The sequence below is a fragment of the Actinomycetota bacterium genome, from assembly GCA_040754375.1.
Classification (GTDB): domain Bacteria; phylum Actinomycetota; class Acidimicrobiia; order Acidimicrobiales; family AC-14; genus JBFMCT01.
Genome location: JBFMCT010000007.1, coordinates 79,334 through 101,130, shown reverse-complemented (window position 1 = coordinate 101,130; position 21,797 = coordinate 79,334). Strand labels below are relative to the sequence as shown.

24 protein-coding genes and 1 tRNA gene are annotated in these 21,797 nt (G+C 73.6%); 11 read left to right on the top strand and 14 right to left on the bottom strand.

Going from position 1 to position 21,797, the window contains the following annotated elements; translation table 11 throughout:
- The 3 genes from AB1673_05225 to AB1673_05215 all read left to right on the top strand — a co-directional run.
- Positions 1–863, top strand: an 863-nt coding sequence (locus AB1673_05225) for a hypothetical protein (protein ID MEW6153380.1), incomplete at its 5' end; no start/stop codon positions are given.
- Positions 860–2,422: a hypothetical protein gene (locus AB1673_05220; GenBank protein MEW6153379.1), complete on the top strand. Its 1,563-nt coding sequence runs from the start codon at positions 860–862 to the stop codon at positions 2,420–2,422. The genes AB1673_05225 and AB1673_05220, both read left to right, overlap by 4 nt.
- Positions 2,419–4,170, top strand: coding sequence for an ATP-binding protein (locus AB1673_05215; GenBank protein ID MEW6153378.1), 1,752 nt, complete (start codon positions 2,419–2,421; stop codon positions 4,168–4,170). Before AB1673_05220 ends, AB1673_05215 begins: the two co-directional genes overlap by 4 nt.
- 14 nt (positions 4,171–4,184) lie before the next feature.
- Here the strand turns inward: AB1673_05215 and AB1673_05210 are convergent, their stop codons facing one another.
- The gene (locus AB1673_05210) at positions 4,185–5,360 is read right to left on the bottom strand and encodes a glycosyltransferase family 4 protein (GenBank protein MEW6153377.1); all 1,176 of its coding nucleotides are present in this window, start codon (positions 5,358–5,360) and stop codon (positions 4,185–4,187) included.
- A gap of 171 nt (positions 5,361–5,531) precedes the next feature.
- Between AB1673_05210 and AB1673_05205 the strand changes: the two genes are divergently transcribed.
- Positions 5,532–6,506: an ATP-binding cassette domain-containing protein gene (locus tag AB1673_05205; GenBank protein ID MEW6153376.1), complete on the top strand. Its 975-nt coding sequence runs from the start codon at positions 5,532–5,534 to the stop codon at positions 6,504–6,506.
- Positions 6,503–7,354 carry an ABC transporter permease gene (locus AB1673_05200; protein MEW6153375.1) on the top strand — a complete coding sequence of 284 codons (852 nt, stop codon included), beginning with the start codon at positions 6,503–6,505 and terminating at the stop codon, positions 7,352–7,354. Before AB1673_05205 ends, AB1673_05200 begins: the two co-directional genes overlap by 4 nt.
- 30 nt (positions 7,355–7,384) lie before the next feature.
- On the opposite strand, the gene AB1673_05195 is transcribed toward AB1673_05200, so the two are convergent.
- From AB1673_05195 to AB1673_05185, 3 genes are read right to left on the bottom strand one after another with little or no spacing between them, the layout of a single operon-like run.
- Entirely contained in the window at positions 7,385–7,777 is a 393-nt protein-coding gene (locus AB1673_05195; GenBank protein ID MEW6153374.1) for a DUF2237 domain-containing protein, read from the bottom strand.
- Between the two features lie 58 nt (positions 7,778–7,835).
- Positions 7,836–8,480, bottom strand: a complete 645-nt coding sequence (locus AB1673_05190) for a phosphoadenylyl-sulfate reductase (protein MEW6153373.1) — start codon at positions 8,478–8,480, stop codon at positions 7,836–7,838.
- 8 nt (positions 8,481–8,488) lie between these two features.
- Complete coding sequence (locus AB1673_05185; protein MEW6153372.1) at positions 8,489–10,288, bottom strand: nitrite/sulfite reductase; 1,800 nt, start codon at positions 10,286–10,288, stop codon at positions 8,489–8,491.
- Between the two features lie 170 nt (positions 10,289–10,458).
- Between AB1673_05185 and AB1673_05180 the strand changes: the two genes are divergently transcribed.
- The 3 genes from AB1673_05180 to AB1673_05170 all read left to right on the top strand — a co-directional run bounded on the left by AB1673_05180 (position 10,459) and on the right by AB1673_05170 (position 13,819).
- Positions 10,459–10,968, top strand: coding sequence for a hemerythrin domain-containing protein (locus AB1673_05180; GenBank protein ID MEW6153371.1), 510 nt, complete (start codon positions 10,459–10,461; stop codon positions 10,966–10,968).
- A 312-nt stretch (positions 10,969–11,280) separates the two neighbouring features.
- Positions 11,281–12,642 carry a cystathionine beta-synthase gene (locus tag AB1673_05175; GenBank protein MEW6153370.1) on the top strand — a complete coding sequence of 454 codons (1,362 nt, stop codon included), beginning with the start codon at positions 11,281–11,283 and terminating at the stop codon, positions 12,640–12,642.
- A gap of 46 nt (positions 12,643–12,688) precedes the next feature.
- Positions 12,689–13,819: a cystathionine gamma-synthase gene (locus AB1673_05170; protein MEW6153369.1), complete on the top strand. Its 1,131-nt coding sequence runs from the start codon at positions 12,689–12,691 to the stop codon at positions 13,817–13,819.
- On the opposite strand, the gene AB1673_05165 is transcribed toward AB1673_05170, so the two are convergent.
- The 4 genes from AB1673_05165 to AB1673_05150 are packed head-to-tail and all read right to left on the bottom strand — an operon-like array spanning position 13,792 to position 16,136.
- Positions 13,792–14,163, bottom strand: coding sequence for a winged helix-turn-helix transcriptional regulator (locus AB1673_05165; protein MEW6153368.1), 372 nt, complete (start codon positions 14,161–14,163; stop codon positions 13,792–13,794). The genes AB1673_05170 and AB1673_05165 overlap by 28 nt on opposite strands.
- Positions 14,164–14,204: 41 nt before the next feature.
- Positions 14,205–14,597, bottom strand: coding sequence for a RidA family protein (locus AB1673_05160; GenBank protein MEW6153367.1), 393 nt, complete (start codon positions 14,595–14,597; stop codon positions 14,205–14,207).
- On the bottom strand, positions 14,594–15,514 hold the full coding sequence (locus AB1673_05155) for a TIGR01777 family oxidoreductase (protein MEW6153366.1): 921 nt from the start codon (positions 15,512–15,514) through the stop codon (positions 14,594–14,596). The genes AB1673_05160 and AB1673_05155 overlap by 4 nt, the downstream gene beginning before the upstream one ends.
- Before the next feature lie 16 nt (positions 15,515–15,530).
- Positions 15,531–16,136 (bottom strand): ATP-dependent Clp protease proteolytic subunit, encoded by a 606-nt coding sequence (locus tag AB1673_05150; protein MEW6153365.1) that lies wholly within the window; start codon positions 16,134–16,136, stop codon positions 15,531–15,533.
- 67 nt (positions 16,137–16,203) lie between these two features.
- Between AB1673_05150 and AB1673_05145 the strand changes: the two genes are divergently transcribed.
- The 3 genes from AB1673_05145 (at position 16,204) to AB1673_05135 (ending at position 17,418) form a co-directional block, all read left to right on the top strand.
- Positions 16,204–16,277 (top strand) — tRNA-Leu (locus tag AB1673_05145).
- 20 nt (positions 16,278–16,297) lie between these two features.
- Positions 16,298–16,507: a heavy-metal-associated domain-containing protein gene (locus tag AB1673_05140; GenBank protein ID MEW6153364.1), complete on the top strand. Its 210-nt coding sequence runs from the start codon at positions 16,298–16,300 to the stop codon at positions 16,505–16,507.
- Complete coding sequence (locus AB1673_05135) at positions 16,504–17,418, top strand: lytic transglycosylase domain-containing protein (GenBank protein MEW6153363.1); 915 nt, start codon at positions 16,504–16,506, stop codon at positions 17,416–17,418. Before AB1673_05140 ends, AB1673_05135 begins: the two co-directional genes overlap by 4 nt.
- Before the next feature lie 15 nt (positions 17,419–17,433).
- On the opposite strand, the gene AB1673_05130 is transcribed toward AB1673_05135, so the two are convergent.
- From AB1673_05130 to AB1673_05105, 6 genes are all read right to left on the bottom strand, one after another.
- A complete protein-coding gene (locus tag AB1673_05130; GenBank protein ID MEW6153362.1) occupies positions 17,434–17,694 on the bottom strand; it encodes a nitroreductase family protein in 261 nt (86 codons plus the stop codon).
- 240 nt (positions 17,695–17,934) lie between these two features.
- Positions 17,935–18,567, bottom strand: a complete 633-nt coding sequence (gene rdgB / locus AB1673_05125) for an RdgB/HAM1 family non-canonical purine NTP pyrophosphatase (GenBank protein MEW6153361.1) — start codon at positions 18,565–18,567, stop codon at positions 17,935–17,937.
- The gene (gene rph, locus AB1673_05120) at positions 18,564–19,298 is read right to left on the bottom strand and encodes a ribonuclease PH (protein MEW6153360.1); all 735 of its coding nucleotides are present in this window, start codon (positions 19,296–19,298) and stop codon (positions 18,564–18,566) included. Before rph ends, rdgB begins: the two co-directional genes overlap by 4 nt.
- The gene (locus AB1673_05115) at positions 19,295–20,032 is read right to left on the bottom strand and encodes an MBL fold metallo-hydrolase (GenBank protein ID MEW6153359.1); all 738 of its coding nucleotides are present in this window, start codon (positions 20,030–20,032) and stop codon (positions 19,295–19,297) included. The genes rph and AB1673_05115 overlap by 4 nt, the downstream gene beginning before the upstream one ends.
- Positions 20,017–20,841, bottom strand: a complete 825-nt coding sequence (gene murI / locus AB1673_05110) for a glutamate racemase (protein MEW6153358.1) — start codon at positions 20,839–20,841, stop codon at positions 20,017–20,019. The genes AB1673_05115 and murI overlap by 16 nt, the downstream gene beginning before the upstream one ends.
- Complete coding sequence (locus AB1673_05105; protein ID MEW6153357.1) at positions 20,841–21,782, bottom strand: cysteine synthase family protein; 942 nt, start codon at positions 21,780–21,782, stop codon at positions 20,841–20,843. The genes murI and AB1673_05105 overlap by 1 nt, the downstream gene beginning before the upstream one ends.
- Positions 21,783–21,797 lie beyond the last annotated feature (15 nt).

Genomic DNA, 21,797 nt, shown 5'->3' with positions numbered 1-21,797 from the left:
CCGGCTCCGGGGAGACCGGCTCCGGGGAGACCGGCTCCGGGGAGACCGGCTCCGGGGAGACCGGCTCCGGGGAGACCGGCTCCGGCGGGACCGGCTCCGGCGGGACCGCCGGGTCGGGGGCCGGGTCGGGGGCCGGGCCGGGCTCGGCCGAGGCCGTGCTCGGCGGGACTCGTGCCGACCTGGGGGCCGATCGGACCGGCGGGCCCGGCTCGGGGGCCGATCGGTCGGCTGGGGCCAGCCCCGGGGCCGGCGGGACCGGCTCCCCCGCTGCGCCCGGGCCTGACGACCCGGTAGCGCTGGCTGTGGCCTTGGCGGCCGTCGCGGTAGCGCCCGTACCCCGGTGGGGGGCCGGCGCCCGCCGGGCCGGGCCGGTGGCCGACCGGGCGACGATCGTCGCCCTGTGCGGCACGGCCCTCGACGCCGCCGGTGGGGCACTCGCCCCCCGCACGCTGGCCCGGGCCATCGCCGACCGCCTGGGCATCGGCCAGGCCCCTCTGTCCCTCGACGTCGACGGGCTCGACCCCCCCACCCCGACCGCCGCCCCGGGCGACGACGCCACCGGTGACCAGGCCGTACGAGCCATGCGGGCGGGTGAGGTGCTCGCCCGGCTGACCGACCGGGAGCGCCTCTCGGTCGCCTACCCCGAGTACACGGTGCGTGAGCTGGGCCCGCTGCTGGGCAGGGGCCCGTCCCAGGCCCAGACCATCCGGGCGCGGGCGGCAGCCATCATCGGCGGGGAGCTCCAGGGGGACGATGACGGCGAGGCCATCGCCCTGCTGGTCATCGAACTGGCCCGCGAGTGGGCCGAGGGACCGGCCTGGGCGGACACGGGCACGCGGTCCGCCGTACTGGCAGGGCGATGACCAGCGCCGGCCGCGCCCACCCGCTAGACGTCGAGCTGGCCGGTACCGCCGGCGAGGGCGCAGGAGAAGGCCCCGACCCCGCCCGGGTGGCCGAGATCGAGGCCCACGTCGGCGACTGCCTGCCGTGCCACATCAAGCTCTCCCGCCTGCGAGAGGCGGGGCCGGCGACCGGGCCGGTGGAGGCACCCACGACCCCTCCCCGGTTCGCGCCCGTCCCCCACCGCCCGGCCCCAGGACCGCCGTCCCCGGGTCAGCTCAGGCTGGCGTCACCGCCGGATGGCAACCGCCTTCCCGGCGGTGCCGGCGACTTCCTGACCGTGGTGGTGCTGGACGAGCCCGGCGCGGGCGGCGCCGTGGTAGTCGCACCGGTCACCTTCGACGCCGAGGCGGCCAGCCCGGCCGACCCTGTCCTCGACGGCCGGCGGTCGCCCCTCGGCCTGCCCCTCGCCGTCCACCTGTCACTGGCCGCGCCCATACCGGTGACCCGCCTCGGCGACCTCGTCGGCAGCGTCGCACCCGAGCACCTCGGGACCAGCGCGGCCCCGCCCACCGTGCCCCACTCCGGGCGGGCGACGACCTCAGACCTGGACGTCCCGTCCGCGGCCACATCCGCCGTCACGCCCGCCCCTGCGGGTCCGAGCGCCCCGAACGCCCCGAGCGCCCCGGGCGGCTCGGGCCCCGGGACCGTCCCCGCGCCGGGGGCGCCGTCGGCCCGCGATCACGCCGGTACGGGTGCCGACCCCAGCGCCGCCGGGCCGGCCGAGGAACTGCGCCAGTGGCTGGTGGAGGCCATGGAGGCGGTGGGTGCCCCGCCGGCCTACGACGACGGCTCACCCGGGCGGGGAGGCGACGCCCGAACCCCCACGGCCGTCGAGCAGGCACGGGCCCGACTGGCCCACGACCTGAGGACGTGGCGGGGCTCGACGTGCGACGTACGGCCCACTTACTCGTGGCCTGGGGTCGTGGCCGCCGAGCGCCTCGGGTGGGAGCCGCTGCTCACCGTCGACGAGGTGGGGGTGGTGGTCGTCGTGCTGTGGACACCCCACGGCCTGTCCGACGACGCCGACTTCGACGCCGGGCGGTCGGTGCTGACCCGTCTCAACGCCACCGCGCTGGTGGTGCTCGCCCCCGAGGTGAGCGAGCACGCCGAGGTCTTCGACGCGCCCGCCTTGAGCTCGGGGATCACCACCCCCTCGGGCGCCCTCACCCCACCCCGGCCCCTCATCGCCGGCTTGGCGCCGGTCGACGCCCTCGCCAAGTTCCTCGACCAGAGCACAGGAGGCCGGGCCCCCGAACTCGCCAGGCGGGGCGCGGTGCAGCCGCTCCGGCTCGACCGCGTGCTCGACGACGCCGCGTCAGCCGCGCTGGCCGACGCCGCCCGCCAGGCCGGCCGGTTCAAGATCCAGGCCAAGCGCCGGGGCTACGAGGCCGCGTCGCTCGCCCACGACGAGCTGCGAGCCGCCCTGCACCGGGCCATGACGGGCGAGAGCGTCGTCCCCGGCCTCGTAGCCCCTCGTCCCGGCGACGGTCCTGGTCCCGGTGAGGACGCCCACACGTGATCACCCGCATCGTCTTGGAGAACTGGCGGGCCTACCGCAACCTCGACATCGAGGCCGGACCGGGCACCACGTTCCTGGTGGCGCCCAACGGCGTGGGCAAGAGCTCGCTGCTCGAAGCCGTGCGGTGGGCCCTGGCCGCCGCTCACGTCCAGCCCCGCCCGGCGATGGTCCGCCAGGGCCACGACCGGGCCTCGGTCGAGGTCACGCTGGCAACGGCCAAGGGCCCGCTGGCCGTGCGCCGGAGCCTGCGGTCCAAGGGCGCCCGCCTGACCACGGAGGTTTCCGCCACCCTCGCGGGCCTACCGGTGAGCGAGGAACGGGCCATGTCGATCCTCGAGGGGGCCTGGTCGGCCGACGCCCGCTTCGTCTCCCGCACCGCCTTTCTCACCGAGGACCTGCGGCGCGACAGCGAGAGCCCCAACCTGCGGTCCCACCTGTGCCGGGCCTACTCGCTCGACGACCTGGAGGCGGCCATGGCCGAGATCGAACCGGCTCTGGCCCAGGTGTCTCGGGGGTTGAGGTCATCGAGGGCCGAGCTGTCGGCCACCCGGGCCGAGCTAGGAGCGGCCGAGGCCGCGGTCGTCGAGCGGGCGGCGGCCACCGCCGCCGCCCGGGCCGAGGCCGACGGCGCCCGGGCGGCCCACTCCGAGGCCCGGGCCACCCTCGACCAGGCCCTGGCTGCTGCCGGCCACCCCGAGGCGGCCGAGCAGTGGCGACAACGGGAGGCCGAGCTGCGGGCACGAGCCGCGCCCCTCCTCGCAGGGGTTTCCGCCGACCAGCCCCTCACGGCCGCCCTGGCCTCCCTGGAAGCGTCGCTGGTGACCGGTCTCGACGCCGTCCGCGAACGCCAGGCATCGTTGGCCGCCCGCCTCGAAGCGGCCGAGTCGGCGCTGGCCGCCCTGCACGAGGCGGGCGCGAACTGCCCGGTCTGCCTGCGCGAGCTCGACGGCGAGAGCCGGGGCCACGCCGAACAATCCCACCGGGCCGTCCTCGAAGGTGTCCGCGCGGACCTGGAGTCGGTGGCGGCCACGCCCGCAGCCGAAGCCCTGGCGACGGTACGAGAGCTGGCCCGGGAGGCGGCCGGCCTCGGCCCCCCGCCGTCGGCGGGCGGGCCCGTGGCCGGCCCCGTCGTCGAGGCCGAAGCTCTGGCCCGGGCCGCCTTGGAGGCGGCCGTCGTCACCCTGCGGGAGGCCGAGCTGGCCGAGCAGGCGGCTGCCGGCCGGGCCGCCGAGGTGCGCTCGGAGCTGGAAGCCGAACAGGCCCTGGCCGGGCAGTACCGGGCCGAGGCCCTGCTGACGGCTGCTCGCGACGCTCTCGAAGCCACCATCACCACGGTCCTCACCCGCCAACTGGCCCCGGTGGCGGCCGAGGTCAACCGCCGCTGGGAGGCCGTCTTCCCCGACCGCCCCAACCTCCATGTGCTGCCCGACGGCCAGATCTCGCGTGACCTCGACGGTACGCCCTTGGAGTTCGGGGCCTTCAGTGCGGGCGAGCAGACGGTGGCCAAGCTCATGATGCGCCTGACCACCCTGCTCACGACCACCACCGTGCCCTTCTGCTGGGTCGACGAACCCCTCGAACACCTCGACCCCGTCTCTCGCCGGCTGGTGGCGTCCACCCTGGCCCACCTGAGCGCCCCGGGTGGGCTCGAACAGATCTTCGTCACGACCTACGAGGAGCCCCTGGCCCGCCGCCTGGCCGAGCTCCAGCCGGCGCGCGCCCGGGTGCAGTACCTGCGCACGGCCTGACCCGGGCGTGCCCCTCAGTGGGCCGAGGCCGGGACCAGGGCCGCCATCCGCCGCCGGACCTCCGCGATGGCGGCCGCCCGCTGGCTCACGTACCGCTGGGCCTCGACCATGGCCCCGGCCCCCAGGGAAGCCGCCCACTTCGGGTCGCCCAGCAACCGGCCCAGGGCCTGGCCCAGGGCGGCACTGTCGCCGGGCGCGACCAGGAGCCCGGTCCGGCCGGGCACGACGATGTCCCGGATCCCTCCGTGGTCCGTGCCTACCAGCGCGCACCCCACGAGCCCTGCCTCGATGAGCGACATGCCGAACCCCTCCTCGACCAGCGAGGGGAGCACCGACACCGCCGAGCCGGCGTAGAAGGCGGGCATGTCGGCCGGGGCCAGCCAGCCCCGGAACCTGACGTTGCCCGAGATCCCCAGCTCGGAGGCGAGCGCCACCAGCCGCGGCCGCTCGGGCCCGTTGCCGGCGATGTCCAGGACCACGCCGGGGAAGGCTTCGGCCACCAAGGCGATGGCCCTCAGCAGCACGTCGACCCCCTTCTCGGGCTGGAGGCGGGCGGCGCACGTGACCCGCATGGGGTCCCCGGTGACCGCGACGAGCCCGTCGGGGAGAGGCCCGTCCCACCCCACCGGGAACGGGAGCGTCACCACCCGAGCGGGGCGGGCTCCCTGGGAGAGGGAGTACGACCGCGTGAAGTCACCCATCGGGAGCACGAGGTCCGCCTGCTCCAGGGCCTGACCTTCGATCCGCTCGATCCAGCGGGCCCTTGCCTCGGACTTGGTGACGAGCCGCGCCCTCGACGAAGCCCGGCTCTGCACCCGCACGACCAACGGCTGGCTGGCCCGGCGGCTCACCCTGCGAGCCAGGACCACCCCGGCCGCGGACCGTGGAGTGTGGGCCACGAGGACGGTGCCGGTCCTCGCCCGCAGGGCCAACACGGCTTGGACCAGCCAGGCCAGGGGCATGGCGACAACCGACGGGAGCCGAGCGGCCGCCGGGAGGGCCAGGCCCCGGGCCCGGTACCGGGGGTCGCGGGTGGGGCCGGCCCCCGCCCTTCGCAGGCCCCAGTACTCGACGTCCCAGCCCGCCTCCACGACCCACGGGTAGTCGCGGTTCAGCTTCCTGATGGCTTGTTCGAGGCCTTGGGGCGCCCCGAGGTCGGGCGTGAAGATCTCCAGGGAGACGAACGTCACCCGCGCTTTGCCATCCGGACCGACCACGGCAGACCGTAGTGCGTCGGCCGGGCTGGGAAAATGCTTGACCTCAAGCCCACTTGAGGTTTTAAGGTGAGGACAGCGAGCCCCGGTCCGCCGTAGGTACAGGGCAGACCAGCCGGGCCCCGACCCAAGAGGAGAAGCCGAAAGATGCCGACCGACTACGCCGTGACGGCGCGCGGCCTACGAAAGAGGTACGGGCCGACCCAGGCCCTCGACGGGGTCGACTTCGAGGTGGCGACGGGCACGGTGTCGGCCGTGCTCGGGCCCAACGGCGCGGGCAAGACGACCGCCGTGCGGGTTCTGGCCACCCTGACCGACGCCGACGAAGGCCAGGCCACAGTGGCCGGGTTCGACGTGCGCACGCACGGCAACGAGGTCCGGCGGCGGATCGGGTTGGCCGCCCAGGACGCCACCGTCGACCCCCTGCTCACGGGCCGGGAGAACCTGGTGATGCTGGGCGAGCTGCACCAGCTCTCGCGGGGCGCGGCCCGGGCCCGGGCCGCCGAACTGCTGGCCGACTTCTCGATCGAGGACGCCGCCGACCGGGTCACCGGCGGGTACTCGGGCGGCATGCGCCGGCGCCTCGACCTGGCCGCCACCCTGGTCGGCCACCCCCAGGTGCTCTTCCTCGACGAGCCCACCACCGGCCTCGACCCCCGGGGCCGCAACGAGCTGTGGGCCGTCATCGACACGCTCGTCGACCGAGGCACGACCGTCGTGCTGACCACCCAGTACCTGGAGGAGGCCGAGCGCCTGGCCGACGACATCGTCGTGATCGACCACGGCAAGGTGATAGCGCGCGGCGACTCTCGATCGCTCAAGCGCCTGGTGGGGGGTGACCAGGTGCAGGTGGTCGTGGGCGACGCCGCCCATATCGACATCACCGCCCGGGTGGTGGCCGACGTGACCGGGAACGAGCCCCACGTCGACGTGGCCGCCCGCACCGTCACCGCCCCCACGAGCAAGGGCGTCGAGACCCTCGTGCTGGTGGCCGGCGGGCTCACGGCCGCGGGGGTGGCCGTCGACGACCTGAGCCTGCGCCAACCCACCCTCGACGAAGTCTTCCTCACCCTCACCGGCTCCCCCGCCGACGACCTCGTGCCCCAGGAGGCCTACTCATGAGTGCCGTCACCGTCCGACCGCCGGCCGTCGAGGCGGCCGAGCCCCAGCCCTCGCGCGGCCTGGCCCACGACGTGTGGGTCGTCGCCCGCCGGGGCTTGGTGCACATGAAGCGCCAGCCCGAGGCGCTGGCCGACGCCACCATCCAGCCCATCATGTTCGTGCTGCTGTTCGCCTATGTCTTCGGGGGCGCCATCGGCGTGCCCGGCGACGGCAACTACCGCGAGTTCCTGATGGGCGGCATCTTCGCCCAGACGATCGTGTTCGTCGCCTTCGGGGTGGCCATGTCGATCGCCAACGACCGCAAGAACCAGGCCGTCGACCGCTTCCGGGCGATGCCCATGGCCCGGGGCGCGGTGCTGGGCGGCCACGCCGTGGCCAACCTGTTCAAGTCCCTCCTGCCCATCGTCCTCATGTCCCTGTGCGGGCTGCTGATCGGGTGGCGGGTGCGCAACGGTGTGGTCGACGCGGCCGCCGGCTACCTGCTGCTGGTGGCGTTCGCCTTCGCCATGATCTGGGTTGGGGTGTTGCTGGGCGCGCTGGTCTCGACCCCCGAGGGCGTGCAGGGCTTGGCCTTCGGGGCCCTGTTCCCGCTCACCTTCATGGCATCCACCTTCGTGCCCACCGAGACCATGCCCGGCTTCCTGCGCACCATCGCCGAATGGAACCCGGTCACCACCTTGGCCAACGCCACCCGCATCCAGTTCGGCAACCCCACCTCGCCCACCGGCCCGGGGGACCCCTGGTCGATCGCCAACCCGATGGCCTACTCGCTCATCTGGGTGGTCCTGATCGTGGTCGTGTGCGCCCCCCTGGCCGTACGGGCCTACCAGCGCTCGATCAGCCAGTAGCGACCCCGGGGGCCTCGCCGCCCGGCCTGGTCAGGGCAGCAGGTCACCGGGGTCGGAGGGCACATCGACGGCGTGCTCGCGCAGGGCCACGATGGGCACGATGTCGAGGACCTGCTCGTGGGTCGAGGCCAGCACGACGGGGGCGGCCACCCCGTCCCGGTAGGCCCGCAGCCAGTTGACAGCGGTGACGCACCACCGGTCGCCCGGCACCAGGCCGGGGAACTGGAAGCGGGGCATGGGCGTGGACAGGTCGTTACCGATGCTGCGCTGGTGGTCGAGGAACTCAGCGGTGACGACCGCGCAGATCGTGTGGCTGCCCCGGTCCTCGGGGCCGGTGTTGCAGCACCCATCGCGGTAGAAGCCGGTCAGGGGATCGAAGCCACACGGCTCCAGCTCACCGCCGAGCACGTTTCGATCAGCCATGGGCGGAAGTATCGCCTATGGGTGACCCCACAGCAGGCGGTCGCCCCGATCGTCGTGCCTATGCGTGCAGGCCGCACTCGGTCTTGTCGAGGCCCGACCAGCGGCCCGAGCGGGGGTCCTCGCCGGGGGCGACGGGCTTGGTGCACGGCCAGCAGCCGATCGAGGGGTAACCCCGCTCGGCCAGGGGGTTGACTGGTAGCTCGCGCTCGAGGGCGTAGGCCGCGATGTCGGCGTCGGTCCAGTTGGCCAGGGGGTTGACCTTGACCAGGCCGCGGCCCGCGTCCCACGAGACGATGGGGGCGGCCGCCCGGGTGGGCGCGTCGGAACGCTTGAGCCCGGTGACCCAGGCCAGCTTGCCCTCCAGGGCCCGGTTGAGGGGCTCGACCTTGCGGGCGCCGCAGCAGCCGGCCACGTCGAGCTGCCACAGGTTGTCGGGCTCGACGAGGGGCTTCATCACCCGCAGGTTGAGGTCGTAGCGGCGCCGCACCTCCTCCACGAACCACAGGGTCTCGGCGAAGTGGTACTGGGTGTCGAGGAACAGCACCTCGATGCCGGGCTGGACTGACACGGCCAGGTCGATGAGGACGGCGTCCTCGAACGACGACGCCAGCGTGAGCCGGTCGCCGAAGCGCTCGGCCGCCCAGGCGATGATCTCGCCGGGGGTGGCCCTCTCGAAGTCGTGGGACACCGAGCTGAGCTCCATCAGATCTGTCATGTTGCGCACTCCGAAGCGCCGATGGTGGCGACGTAGGGACCGGTTTCACCGAAGTCGACGTAGAAGTCGGGGCCGTCGTCGGGGGTGGGGAACACGTCGAGCTCGGCCAGCTCGGCCCCGACGGCCTTGGCACCCCCGGCCCGGGCCAGCCAGTCGGGGAACGTCTCGCCCGCCTCCCGCTCACCTGCGAACCGGCCGACGACGGCCACGACGGCCTTGCTCACGTTGCGGGCGGGCAGGCGCATGGCCTTCTGCCCGAACTCGATCTGGGTCTGGCCCACGTGGCCCCCCAGCAGCATGTGGTAGCCGGGGGCGGACACCCCGTGGGCCCGGCGCTCGGCCCCGAAGAAACCGATGTCGCTGATGTGGTGCTGGCCGCAGGAGTTGGTGCAGCCCGAGATGTTGATGCGGATGCCGCCCACCTCGGCCAGCCCGGCCTCGTCGAGGGCCCGGCCGATGTCGTCGGCCAGGCCCCGGCTCTGGGTGACGGCCAGGTTGCAGGTGTCGGCCCCCGGGCAGGCGACCACGTCGCGGGCCATCTCGGCCCCGGGGTCGGCCATACCGAGCGTGTCCAGGCGGAAGTGGAGGTCGAAGAGCTGGCCCTCGGTGAGGCCCCGGAAAACCACGTTCTGGCGGTTGGTGACCCTGACCTCGGCCCCCAAGGCGCGCTGGGCCGCGGCCAGGCCCCGGAACTGGGCCGAGGTGATGTCGCCCAGGCGGGCGAAGGCGATGGCCGAGACGGTGCCCTTGGCCACGCCCCGGACCACGTTGGCCTGCTCCCACACCGAGTAGGGGTCGGCCTCGGCGCCGGGCCGGGGCCGCAGCGTGACGGGGGTGCCCACCGGGGTCGCCTCCACCGAGGTGCTCACGCCCGCGGGGGCGTCACCCTGCTCCCGGACCACTTCGGGCACGCCCGGGCCCGGCCAGGTGGCGCTGGCCACCAGGAACCGGCGCTCCTTGAGCACCCGGGCCCGTAGCTCGTCGATGCCGATGGTGTCGACCAGCCACTTGAGCCGGGCCCGCAGCTTGTTCTCCCGGTTGCCGGACCGGTCGAAGACCCTGAGCACGGCCTCGATGGTCGGCAGCAGGTCCTCTCGGGAGGTGAACTCCTCCAGAGCCTGGGCGGGGTGGGGGTTGGCCCCCAGGCCCCCGGCGATGAACACCCGGAAGCCGGGCTCGACCGACCCGTCCTCGCGGGGCCGGGCCACGGCCACCACGCCCACGTCGTTGAACATGGCCTGGCCGCAGTCGGTGGCGCAGCCCGAGAAGTTGATCTTGAACTTGCGGGGCAGGCGCTGGGCGATGGGCGAGCGCAGGAAGTGGCGGTGGGCGGCCTCGGCCCACGGGCTGATGTCGAGCACCTCGAACGGGCAGGCCCCGGCCAGGTGGCAGCCCTGCACGTTGCGGACCGTGTCGCCGCACGCCTCCCGGGTGGTGAGGCCCACCTCGGCCAGCTCCCGCATCACCTGGGGGACCTGCTCCAGGGGGACGAAGTGGAACTGGATGTTCTGGCGGGTGGTGATGTGGCCCCAGCCCCGGCTGTAGGTGTCGGCGACGTGGGCCAGGCGGTCGAGCTGGTCGGGGGTCAGCGAGCCGTAGGGCACCTTGACCCGCACCATCTGGTTGTGCCCGCCCTGGCGCTGGCCGTAGATGCCGTTGTTGAGGCGGAAGACCCGGAAGACGTCTTCTTCGAGCTCACCGGCCAGGTAGCGGGCGAGCTGCTGCTCGAACTTCTCGATGTCCGCGAGGGCCTCAGGGCTGATCGGGAGCGAGGTTGTGTGGGGGGTGACGGCCATGGCGGCCTCCTCGGGTCGGGGAGCGCGACCACACCGTACCAATTCCTGATTTACCTGATCAACTTTTCCGAGATTTTGGTCCGGCGTGCACGCGGCGCCCCGTTCCGCCATGATTGTGCCCGACCTACCCGCGCCGTAGAGGCCAGCCACCGAGACAAGGAGGGCGCCGCATGGGGGGCGTCGTGATCTGGAAAGTCCTCTGGGACTACCACAAGAAGATCGAGAACCTGCTCAACAGGTACACGCTGGGCGAGCGACAGCTGCTCAACAACATCCTGGAGGAGATCGAGGTCTACGGAGCCGTCGAGGACGAGGTCGTGCTCCCCGTCGTCGCCAGCCTCAACGCCTCGCTGGCCGAGGCCCAGGGTGCGACCCACGACCGCATCAAGGACCTGTCGGCCGACATCCAGAACCTCGACCCGGGTGACCCCGACGAGGCCAAGCTCGTCAAGCGCCTGCAGAAGCAGTTCCTGCTGCACACCTCGCGCGAGGAGCGGGACGTCTTCCCCGTCATCAAGCGCAGCCTGTCCGACGAGCTCTACGTCATGGCCCGGCAGGCGTTCACCGTACGCCAGGAGCTGGTGGCCGCCCGGGGCGGCGTCACACCTCCCGGCCAGTACTACATCGGCCTCCCGACCAGCGGGTGGACGAAGCAGAAGGTCGTCGGCGGCGGCTGGTAGGAGCGGCCAGCCGCTCCCTCTGTCTTGGACGTACTCGTAGTAGTCGGCGACGGGCAGCCAACCGAGAGGTTGGCTGCCCGTGCCGCGTTGGTCACCAGGTCGCCGGCCGCAGGGCCGCCCCCTGACCTGATCGCCGAGCTGCGCACCCGCATCCCCCGGGAGGTGGGTGTGTTGGGCGACGACGACGCCGCCACCCGGCGGGTGGCCATCGCCCTCCACCACGCCGGCCTGCCCGTGACCCTCTACACCGACTCGGCCGGTCCGGCCCCGCACGACATCGCCGTGCGGCCCGTGACCGACCCGGGGGCGCCCATGGAGGCGGCCGGCTCCCTGCTCGGGCTGGTGGGCAACACCCCCCTGGTCCGCCTCGACCGGGTGGGCCGCGACCTTTCGTGCCACCTGCTGGCCAAGTTGGAGCTGCTCAACCCGGGCGGGAGCGTGAAGGACCGTCCGGCCATCGCCATGGTCGAGGCCGCCGAACGGGCCGGCCTCCTGCGCCGGGGCGGGACCATCGTGGAGCCCACGTCGGGCAACACCGGGGTGGGCCTGGCCATCATCGCCGCCCGCCACCGCTACCGGTGCATCTTCGTGATGCCCGACAAGATGAGCCGGGAGAAGGTCGACCTGTTGCGGGCCTACGGGGCCGAGGTGGTCGTGTGCCCCACGGCCGTGGCCCCCGACCACCCCGAGTCCTACTACTCGGTGGCCGCCCGCCTGGCGGCCGAGATCCCCGGGGCCTTCCAGCCCGACCAGTACCACAACCCCGAGAACCCCCTGGCCCACGAGCGCTCGACCGGGCCCGAGATCTGGCGCCAGACGGCCGGCCGGGTCACCCACCTGGTGGCCGGCATCGGCACCGGGGGCACCATCACCGGTGTGGCCCGCGCCCTCAAGGCCCGCAACCCGGCCGTGCAGGTCATCGGGGCCGACCCCGAAGGCTCGGTGTACTCGGGGGGCAGCGGGCGCCCCTACCTGGTGGAGGGCATCGGGGAGGACTTCTGGCCGCCCACCTTCGACCCCTCGGTCGTGGACCGTACGGTGATGGTGACCGACCGCGACTCGTTCCTGACGGCCCGCCGGGTGACCCGCGAGGAGGGCATCCTGCTGGGGGGCTCGGGGGGCACGGCCGTGTGGGCCGCCCTGCAGGTGGGCGCCGAGCTCGGGCCCGACGACGTGGTGGTCGTGGTGGTCCCCGACTCGGGCCGTGGCTACCTGTCCAAGCTCTACAACGACGAGTGGATGGCCGACTTCGGCTTCCTGCGGGCCGGGGGCCAGACGGTGGCCGAGGTCCTGGCCCGCAAGAGCGGCGAGCTGCCCGTGCTGGTCCACGTCCACCCCGACGAGACCGTGCGCTCGGCCGTGGCCGTGCTGCGGGAGTACGAGGTGTCCCAGGCCCCGGTGGTCAAGGCCGAACTGCCCCTGGCCATGGCCGAGGTGGTGGGGGCGGTCCACGACCGGGGCCTGCTCGACCTGGTGTTCCGCGACCCGTCGGCCCTCGACTGGCCGGTGGCCAAGGCCATGAGCGCACCGCTGCCCACGGTGGGCGCGGGCGAGCAGGTCGACCTGGCCGTGGAGCGCCTGGAGGCGGCCTCGGCCGTCCTGGTCGTCGATTCCGGCCACCCCGTCGGCATCCTCACCCGCTCCGACGTGCTCGGCTTCCTGAGCCAGCGGTGACAGGGGCCCGGTGACCGAGGTGCCGGCCGGCGACGGCTTCGAGCACATGGGGTTCGACACCCGGGCCATCCACGTGGGCCAGCCCCCCGACCCGGCCACCGGGGCGGTGGTGACCCCGATCTACGCCACCTCGACGTTCGCCCACGAGGGGGTGGGCCGCCACAAGGGCTACGAGTACTCCCGGTCGGCCAACCCCACCCGGGCCGCCCTGGAGGCGTGCCTGGCCTCGCTGGAGGGCGCCCGCCACGGCTTCGCCTTCGCCAGTGGCATGGCCGCCGAGGACGCCGTGCTGCGGGGCCTGCGCCCCGGCCAGCACATCCTGATCCCCCACGACGCCTACGGCGGCACCTACCGGCTGCTGGCCCGGGTCCTCGACGCCGACATGACCCCCGTCGACCTGGCCGACCCGGCGGCCGTGGAGGCGGCCTGGCGCCCCGAGACGGCCATGGTCTGGGTGGAGTCCCCGACCAACCCGCTGCTGGGCATCGTCGACATCGCGGCGGTGGCCGAGATCGCCCACGGGCGGGGCGCCCTGTGCGTGGTCGACAACACCTTCGCCACCCCGTGGCTCCAGCAGCCCCTGGCCCTGGGGGCCGACATCGTCGTGCACTCGGCCACCAAGTACCTGGGAGGCCACTCCGACGTGGTGGGCGGCTTCGTGGCCTGCAACGACGCCGCCTTGGCCGAACGCATCGGGTTCGTGCAGCGGGCCGCCGGGGCCGTGCCCGGCCCCTTCGACTGCTTCCTGGTGCTGCGAGGGGTCAAGACCCTTGCCGTGCGCATGGCCCGCCACTGCGACAACGCCGAGGCGGTGGTGGCCATGCTGGCCTCGCACCCCGCGGTGGCCAGCGTGCGCTACCCGGGCCTGCCCACCCACCCGGGCCACGACGTGGCCGCTCGGCAGATGCGCCGGTTCGGGGCCATGGTCTCGTTCACGGTCCAAGGCGGCGAGGAGGGGGCGCTGGCTGCGGTGGCCGCCACAAGGGTCTTCACCCTGGCCGAGTCGCTGGGCGGGGTCGAGTCGCTGATCGAGCACCCGGCCCGCATGACCCATGCCTCAGTGGTGGGCTCACCCCTGGAGGTCGACCCCGGCCTGATCCGCATCTCGGTCGGCATCGAGGACACCGGCGACCTGGTGGCCGACCTCGCTCAGGCCCTGGGCTCGCCCCCGGCCTGAGCCCCGGCCCCGACCGGCGCGGGCGCCAGCCAGCGCTCCGCCCAGGCCGACGCCGCCCCGACGACGGCCGCCAAAGCCTCGCCCTTGGCCGTCAGCCGGTACTCGATGCGCATCGGGGCGCACCCACTGACCAGCCGCTCCACGATGCCCTCGGCCTCCAGCTCCTTGAGCCGTTCCGACAGAAGGCGGTCGGAAAGGCCGGGGATCGTCGAACGGACCTCGCAGAACCGCCGGTTGCCGGCCAACAGGGCCCGCACGATGGCCCCCGTCCACCGCCGGCCGATGATCTCGATGGCACGGTGGTAGAGGGGGCAGAACCCGCTCATCTCGCCCCTTGCGTCCATAAACCAAGGCTAATGCCGCGGGCAGCCACCATGCCCCCCCTTCAGCCGACTTCGGCCTCGGCTTCGATCTCGACCTTCCAGCGGGGGTCGGCCAGAGCGGCCACGGCCAAGATCGTGGTCGCCGGGCGGGCCTCGGCCATCACCCGGCCGTGCACCTCCCCCACGGCCGCCACGTCGGCCGCGTCGGTCAGGTAGATACGCGTACGGACGACGTCGGCCACCGTGGCACCCGCCTCGGCCAGGGCGGCCTCGATGATCTCCAGGCAGCGCCCGGCCTGGGCCGCGGGATCGGGGTCGCACGAGCCGTCGGGCCACACCGGTGCGGTGCCCGCGACCAGCACCCGGTCGCCGACCCGCACGGCCCGGCTGAACCCGATCACCGGCTCCCAAGGCGAGCCCGAGCTGACCCGCCGGCGGGGCCGGCCCGGAGTCAACGCCTGTCCTGGGGGCTCTTGGATGCGGCCACCACGTCGGCCAAGGCCTCGTCGAGGTCGGGGTGGCCGAACTCGAAGCCGGCCGCCTCCAGCTTGGCCGGCAGCACCCGCTGGCCTCCGAGCAGCATCTCGGCCACCATCTCGGTGCCGAGCAGGGCGTTGAGGGCGAAGGTGGGCGTGGGCACCACCGCGGGCCGGTGCAGGGCCCGGCCCAGGGCGGCCGTGTAGTCGCGCACCGTGGCCGGGTTGGGCGAGGTGGCGTTGAGCGGCCCGGACAGGCCGTCGTCGTCGATGGCCCGCCGGATGGCGGCCACCTCGTCGTCGATGTGGACCCAGCTCAGCCACTGCTTTCCGCTCCCCCATCGCCCTCCGAAGCCGAGCTTGAACGGCAGCATCAGGCGTCGGAGGGCACCCCCCCAACCGGCCTGGACGATCCCGCTGCGCACGTGCACCACCCGGGTGCCGGCGTCCTCGGCAGGGGCCGTGGCCTCCTCCCACCGGCGAACGACGTCGGCCAGGAACCCGCGGCCCGGCCCGCACTGCTCGGTCAGCGGTTCGTCGCCCCGGTCGCCGTAGTAACCGACGGCCGACCCCGAGACCAGCACGCGGGGCCGGGCGTCGAGGCCGGCGAGGGTACGGGCCAGCAGCGATGTCCCCTGCACCCGGCTGTCGAGCACCTCGCGCTTGTACTTGCCGGTCCACCGGTGGTCGCCAATGCCCGCCCCGGCCAGGTGGACGACGGCGTCGTGGCCCTCCAGGGCGGCGGCGTCCACCGTGCCCTCCTTGATGTCCCAGGCCGCCTGACCGGGCCCGGGCAGGCCCCTGACCAGGCGGGTGACCTGGTGGCCGTCGGCCTCCAGCGACCTGACCACGGCCCCCCCGATGAGCCCGCTCGAACCGCTGACCAGTACCCGCACGTCGCCCGGCCGCCAGTCAGGCGGCCGATACCTGACGGGACTTCTGGATCACGTGGTCGATGATGCCGTATTCCTTGGCCTCCTGGGCCGTGAACCAGCGGTCACGGTCGAAGTCGGTCTCGATCTGGGAGACCTCCTGGCCGGTGTGCAGGGCGATGCGCTCGGCCATGATGCGCTTGGTGTACATGATCTGCTCGGCGTGGATGGCGATGTCGATGGCCGAGCCCTCCATGCGGGCCGAGGGCTGGTGCATCAGCACCCGCGAGTGGGGCAGGGCGTAGCGCTTGCCGGGGGTGCCGGCGCACAGCAGGAACTGGCCCATGGAGGCGGCCATGCCCAGGCAGATCGTGCCCACGTCGCAGGCCACGTACTGCATGGTGTCGTAGATGGCCATGCCCGCCGAGACCGAGCCACCGGGTGAGTTGATGTAGAGGAAGATGTCGCGGTCGGCGTCCTCGCTCTCGAGGAGGATCAGCTTGGCGCAGATGTCGTTGGCGGCCGAGTCGTCGACCTGGGTGCCCAGAAAGACGATGCGCTCCTTGAGGAGCCGGGTGTACACGTCGAAGTTGCGGTCGGCCGGGCCGACCTGGGCCGTTACCGACGGGAGGAGCTGATCGGGCATCATGTCTGCCGAGGGTAGTGGCATCGCTGTTCCAGGGCCGACCGTCCCCCCCGGCACCGGTCCGCCCGCCGACGTAGCCCAATTGGCAGAGGCACGACGTTTAGGTCGTCGTCAGTGAGAGTTCGAATCTCTCCGTCGGCACTAGCCGGTAGGTTGGGGCCATGGCAACGCTCACCTACGTCGTCCCCGGGGTCACCTGCGGGCACTGCAAGTCGGCCATCGAGTCCGAGGTGGCCAAGGTGCCGGGCGTGGAGCGGGTCGAGGTCGACATCGAGTCCAAGCGGGCCGTCATCGACGGCACGGCCTCCGAGGAGTCCGTGGTGGCGGCCATCGCCGAGGCCGGCTACGACGAGGTCCAGCCCGTCACGTGAGGTTGGTTACGGCGACCGGCCGCCGGCGAGCAGCCGCGGTCCTGGCCACGCTGGCATTGAGCATGGGCCTGGCCGCCTGCTCGCAGGGTGGCGGTCGCGCAGGGGAGGCCCAGGTCTCGCCTGACCCCGGGCCCGGCCCGGCCGCCGGCGACGTAGCCACGACCACCACCACGACGACCGTCCCCCCCGGGCCGCCCGAGGCCGACACGTCGTCGCCCGAGGCCCTGGCCGCCCAGTTGGCCCGGGTCGAGACCGCGGTCCGTGACCCGTCCACCCCGGCGGCCGAACTGCCCCGGCTGGGCCACACCCAGCAGCTGGCCACCGTCGCCCTGGCCACCCGCCCGGAGTGGGACGCCCCGGTCCTCGCCGTGGTGCCCCCGGCCGTGCGGACGGCCGTCGAGGCCAACGTGGCCGCCAGCCGAGAGCTACGCCAGCTCGTGTCCAGCGAGCCCCGGGGCCTGCCCGACTGGCAGATCGTGGCCCCGCCCCCGGCCGCCGAGCTGCTGGCCGAGTACAAGGCGGCCGAGGCGGAGATGGGCGTGGGCTGGCCGTACCTGGCCGCCATCCACCTCGTGGAGTCGCGCATGGGCCGCATCCGGGGGGACAGCTCGGCCGGCGCCCAGGGCCCGATGCAGTTCCTGCCGTCCACCTGGGCGGCCTACGGCGCGGGCGGCGACATCCACTCCTACCGGGACTCGATCCGGGCCGCGGCCCGCTACCTGAGGGCCAACGGGGCCCCGGCCGACATGGACAACGCCCTGTTCCGCTACAACCCGTCCAACCGCTACGTGCGGGCCATTCGGGCCTACGCCCGCCAGATGGAGGCCGACGAGCGGGCCTACCTCGGCTACTACCACTGGCAGGTCTACTACTTCGACACCTGGCTGCCCGAGGGCTGGACGCGCCCCTGACGGAGGCCGGCCGGCTCAGGCCGGGAGCCCGCAGGCGTAGGCGAGGGCGACCCGGGCGGGCGTGCCGTCCAGGCCCAGCAGGCCCAGCATCTCGGTCTCCACGACACCTCCGGCCTGGCACCCGCCCAGCCCGTCAGCCGCCAGGCGCAGCGCCAGGTTCTGGGCGGCGTGGCCGACCTCCATGAGAGCGAAGCGCCGGCCCATGGCCCCGTACTTGGCCACGACCCGGTCGGTGAACAGCACGAACACGACGACCACCTGGGGGACGCCCTCCACGGCCAGGTTGAGCGCCCCGCCAGCGCCACGCGGTCAGGACCTCGCGGGCGACGGCCTCGGGCACGTCGACCACCCCGTAGCGCAGGTCGGCGCCCGCGGAGAGCACCAAGGCTCCTTCGCCGGCCTCCAGGGCCCACGCCGGGTCGGGTGCGAGCACCCGAGGCCGCTGGTCCACAGCCGCGGCCTTACCGGGGCCGGGGCCGGCGCCGGCCCGCCCGGCGCCGCTGCTGGCCCGCCGGATCAGGGAGCGGGTTCATCGTCGGTCGGCGGCACACGGGGTGCGAGGACGGCGGCCAGGGCACGAAAGGCGCGGCCCCGGTGGCTGATGGCCTGCTTGTCGGCCAGGGTCATGTCGGCGTAGGTGCGGCCGCCCGAGCCGTCGGGCACGAACACGGGGTCGTAGCCGAACCCTCCCTGGCCCCGGGCCGAGCCCGCGATGTGACCCTCGACGCACCCCTCGGCCACGACCTCGCGGCCGTCGGGCCAGCACACCACGGCCACCGTGCGGAACCGGGCGCGCCGGGCCTCGTCTCCCACGGCGCCGACGCCCTCCAGCTCGGCCAGCAGCTTGGCCACGTTGTCGGCGTAGGTGGCGCTCTCGCCCGCGTAGCGGGCGGCGTACACACCCGGCCGGCCGTCGAGGGCGTCGACCTCCAGGCCGGTGTCGTCGGCCACCGCCGGCTCCCCGGCGGCGGCGGCCACGGCCAGGGCCTTGAGGCGGGCGTTCTCCTCCAGCGTCTCGCCCGTCTCGTCGACATCCCCGACCTGCGGCGGCCGGGCCACTACCTCGACGCCGGTGCCGGCCAGCAGGTCGGCGATCTCGGCTGCCTTGTCGGGGTTGGCGGTGGCCAGCACGAGCCTCACGAGCGTCACCCCCGGGGCGGCGGGGGCGAAGAGAGCACCTCGGTCTGGGCGTCGAGGATCTGGGCGATGCCGTGCTCGCCCAGGCCCAGCAGGTCGTCGAGCTCGGAGCGGCTGAAGGCCAGCCCCTCGGCCGTCCCCTGGACCTCCACGTAGCGGCCCTCCGAAGTCATCACCAGGTTCATGTCGACCTCGGCCTTGACGTCCTCGGTGTACTGCAGGTCGAGCATGGGCACGCCGCCCACGATCCCCACCGACACGGCCGCGCAAGCCGCGGTCAGGGGGTGGGACAGGATGCGGCCCGACTTGACCAGCCGGGTGAAGGCGTCGTGTAGGGCCACGTAGGCCCCGCAGATCGAAGCCGTCCGGGTGCCCCCGTCGGCCTGGAGCACGTCGCAGTCCAAGATGACCTGGCGCTCCCCCACGGCCACCATGTCGGTGACGGCCCGTAGCGAACGGCCGATCAGCCGCTGGATCTCCTGGGTGCGCCCCGACGGCTTGCCCCGGTTGACCTCACGGTCGCTGCGGTCGGGGGTGGAGCCGGGCAGCATCGAGTACTCGGCCGTCACCCAGCCCTTGCCCTGGCCCCGCAGCCACGGGGGCAGCCGTTCCTCGACCGAGGCCGTGCACAGCACCCGGGTACGTCCCATCGAGACCAGGACCGACCCGGGGGCGAACTCGGTGTAGTCGCGCTGGAACGACAGCGGGCGCAGCTCGTCGGCCTCCCGGCCGTCGACCCTCACAGTTCCCAGCTCCGGCCCACGGCCGCCAGCTCCACGTCCGCCCCGAACGCCTCCGCGCCCTCCCGCCGGGCCTGCTCGGGTTCGAGCGTCGCCCACAGATGGGTGAGCACGAGCTGCCGGGCGCCGGCCGCCCGGGCCGACTCCCCGGCCTGGCGGGCCGAGAGATGGTCCATCTTGCCCTCCATCGAGCTAGGGATGGTGGCCTCGCACAAGGCCAGGTCGAGACCGTCCCCGAGCGCTTCGAGCGACCATCGCGGCCCGGTGTCGGCCGAGTACCCCAGGACCGGGCCCCCGCCCACCGAGCCCTCGACCCGCACGGCCAGTGTCTCGGGAGGGTGGTCCGTCCGGGAGAAGGTCAAGGCCAAGGAGCCGACCTCGACCCGGTCGCCCCCGGTCACGTCGCGCCAATCGACCCACGGTGACATGTCGGCGTAGACGTGCCGGCGCAGGCCGGCGGGGGCGTAGACGGGAAAGTCCCGCCGTTCGAGAACGAAGCGCAGCACGGTATGAAGGCCCTCCAGGTCGGTCCAGTGGTCAGGGTGCTCGTGGCTGAGCACGACGGCGTCGAGGTCGGCCAGGTCGATGTGGCGCTGGAGGTTGGCCAGCGTGCCCGAACCGGCGTCCAGCCACAACCGGGTCGAGCCGTCCTCGACCAGGTAGCCGCTGCACGCCCCGCCCGGCCCCGGGAACGACCCCGAGCAGCCGAGCACGGTCACCTTCAGGCCCACGTCCACGCCTCCACCCCGTCGAGCTCGGGGCCCAGCAGGCGGGCCCCCAGCGCCCTGAACCATGCCACGTCGCCCGAGGACACGAAGCGGTGCGACCCCCCGGCCGCCCGCCCCGACCCCAGCCCCGTGGCCTCCAGCACGGCCCGCACCTCGAAGGCCGTCTCGTCGGCCGACGAGACGAGCACGACCTCGCGGCCCACCACGTCGGCGATGGTCCGGGCCAGGAACGGGTAGTGCGTGCAGCCCAGCAGCAGCGTGTCGACGCCGGCGGCGCGCACCGGGGCCAGCAGCCGTTCGGCCAGCACGAAGGCCTGGTCGCTGGCCGTCTCGCCCCGTTCGACCAGTTCCACGAAGCCCGGGCAGGAGGCACAGGTCAGCGAGACCGAGGGTGCGACCTCGGCCATGGCCGTCTGGTAGGCGCCCGAACCGATGGTGCCCACCGTGCCGATCACCCCCACCCGCCCGCTGGTGGTGGCTTTGACGGCAGCCCGCACCCCGGGCTCGATGACCCCCACCACGGGCACCGGGCAGTCCTTGGCCAGAACCTCGAGGGCGGCCGCGGTGGCCGTGTTGCACGCCACCACCAGGAGCTTGACCCCGATCTCCCCGCACAGCAGGTCGGCGATCTGGTCGGCGAAGAGCCGCACCTCGTCGAGGGGGCGGGGGCCGTAGGGGTAGCGGCCGGTGTCCCCGAAGTACACGAGGTCCTCGCCCGGGAGGAGGTCGATCACGGCCCGGGCCACGGTCAGTCCCCCAAAGCCGCTGTCGAACATGCCGATAGGCCGGGGGTCGGCGGCGGCCGGGCGCCCACCCATCAGAAGTAGACGATCCGCGAGGCCCTCTCGACCACCTCGTCGAGGTCGTCGGTCCAGGCCCCGGTGGTCAGGTACTTCCAGCCGCCGTCGGCCAGCACGACGACGATCACGCCCCCGGCCGCCAGCTCCCGGGCCACCTTGGCCGCCCCGGCCATGGCCGCGCCCGACGAGATGCCGGCGAAGATGGCCGCCTCGGACGTGAGCCGGCGCGTCCACTCGATCGACTCCCGGGGGCGGACGATGACCTTGCGGTCCAGCACCTCGGGGTCGAAGATGGGCGGGACGAACCCGTCGTCGAGGCTGCGCAGGCCCTGCACCAGCTCGCCCGCGGGGGGTTCGACGGCCCACACCTGCACGGCCGGGTTCTGCTCTTTGAGGTAGCGGCCCGCGCCCATCAGGGTGCCGCTGGTCCCCAGCCCGGCCACCAGATGGGTGACGTCGGGGCAGTCCCGCCAGATCTCGGGGCCCGTCCCCCGGTAGTGGGCGGCCACGTTGGCCGGGTTGCCGTACTGGTAGAGCATGACGACGTCGGCCATCTCCTTGGCCAGCCTCTCGGCCATACGCACGGCCCCGTTGGACCCCTCGTCGCCCGGGGAGGCGATGACCTCGGCCCCGAAGATCTCCAGGAGCTGGCGGCGCTCGGGCGAGACGTTCTCGGGCAGGACGATGCGCAGCCCGTAACCCCGTACCCGGCACACCATGGCCAGCCCGATGCCGGTGTTGCCCGACGAGGGTTCGAGGATGGTCTGGCCCGGCCTCAGGGTGCCGTCGGCCTCGGCGGCGTCGACCATGGCCACGGCGATGCGGTCCTTGACCGAACCGCCGGGGTTCTGGCCTTCCAGCTTGGCCAGGATGCGCACGTCGGGGCGCGGGCTGAGCCCGCTGACGTCGACCACCGGGGTGTTGCCGATGAGGTCGAGGACCGACCGCACTACGGCCATGGGCGAGGTGGCGCC

Bases quoted from the DNA above. Each gene is read 5' to 3' on its own strand.
- AB1673_05220 (MEW6153379.1), top strand. From the start codon at position 860: ATGACCAGCGCCGGCCGCGCCCACCCGCTAGACGTCGAGCTGGCCGGT.
- AB1673_05205 (MEW6153376.1), top strand. From the start codon at position 5,532: ATGCCGACCGACTACGCCGTGACGGCGCGCGGCCTACGAAAGAGGTAC.
- AB1673_05200 (MEW6153375.1), top strand. From the start codon at position 6,503: ATGAGTGCCGTCACCGTCCGACCGCCGGCCGTCGAGGCGGCCGAGCCC.
- AB1673_05195 (MEW6153374.1), bottom strand. From the start codon at position 7,777: ATGGCTGATCGAAACGTGCTCGGCGGTGAGCTGGAGCCGTGTGGCTTC.
- AB1673_05190 (MEW6153373.1), bottom strand. From the start codon at position 8,480: ATGGAGCTCAGCTCGGTGTCCCACGACTTCGAGAGGGCCACCCCCGGC.
- AB1673_05185 (MEW6153372.1), bottom strand. From the start codon at position 10,288: ATGGCCGTCACCCCCCACACAACCTCGCTCCCGATCAGCCCTGAGGCC.
- AB1673_05180 (MEW6153371.1), top strand. From the start codon at position 10,459: ATGGGGGGCGTCGTGATCTGGAAAGTCCTCTGGGACTACCACAAGAAG.
- AB1673_05175 (MEW6153370.1), top strand. From the start codon at position 11,281: ATGGAGGCGGCCGGCTCCCTGCTCGGGCTGGTGGGCAACACCCCCCTG.
- AB1673_05170 (MEW6153369.1), top strand. From the start codon at position 12,689: ATGGGGTTCGACACCCGGGCCATCCACGTGGGCCAGCCCCCCGACCCG.
- AB1673_05165 (MEW6153368.1), bottom strand. From the start codon at position 14,163: ATGGACGCAAGGGGCGAGATGAGCGGGTTCTGCCCCCTCTACCACCGT.
- AB1673_05150 (MEW6153365.1), bottom strand. From the start codon at position 16,136: ATGCCCGATCAGCTCCTCCCGTCGGTAACGGCCCAGGTCGGCCCGGCC.
- AB1673_05140 (MEW6153364.1), top strand. From the start codon at position 16,298: ATGGCAACGCTCACCTACGTCGTCCCCGGGGTCACCTGCGGGCACTGC.
- murI (MEW6153358.1), bottom strand. From the start codon at position 20,841: ATGGGTGGGCGCCCGGCCGCCGCCGACCCCCGGCCTATCGGCATGTTC.
- AB1673_05105 (MEW6153357.1), bottom strand. From the start codon at position 21,782: ATGGCCGTAGTGCGGTCGGTCCTCGACCTCATCGGCAACACCCCGGTG.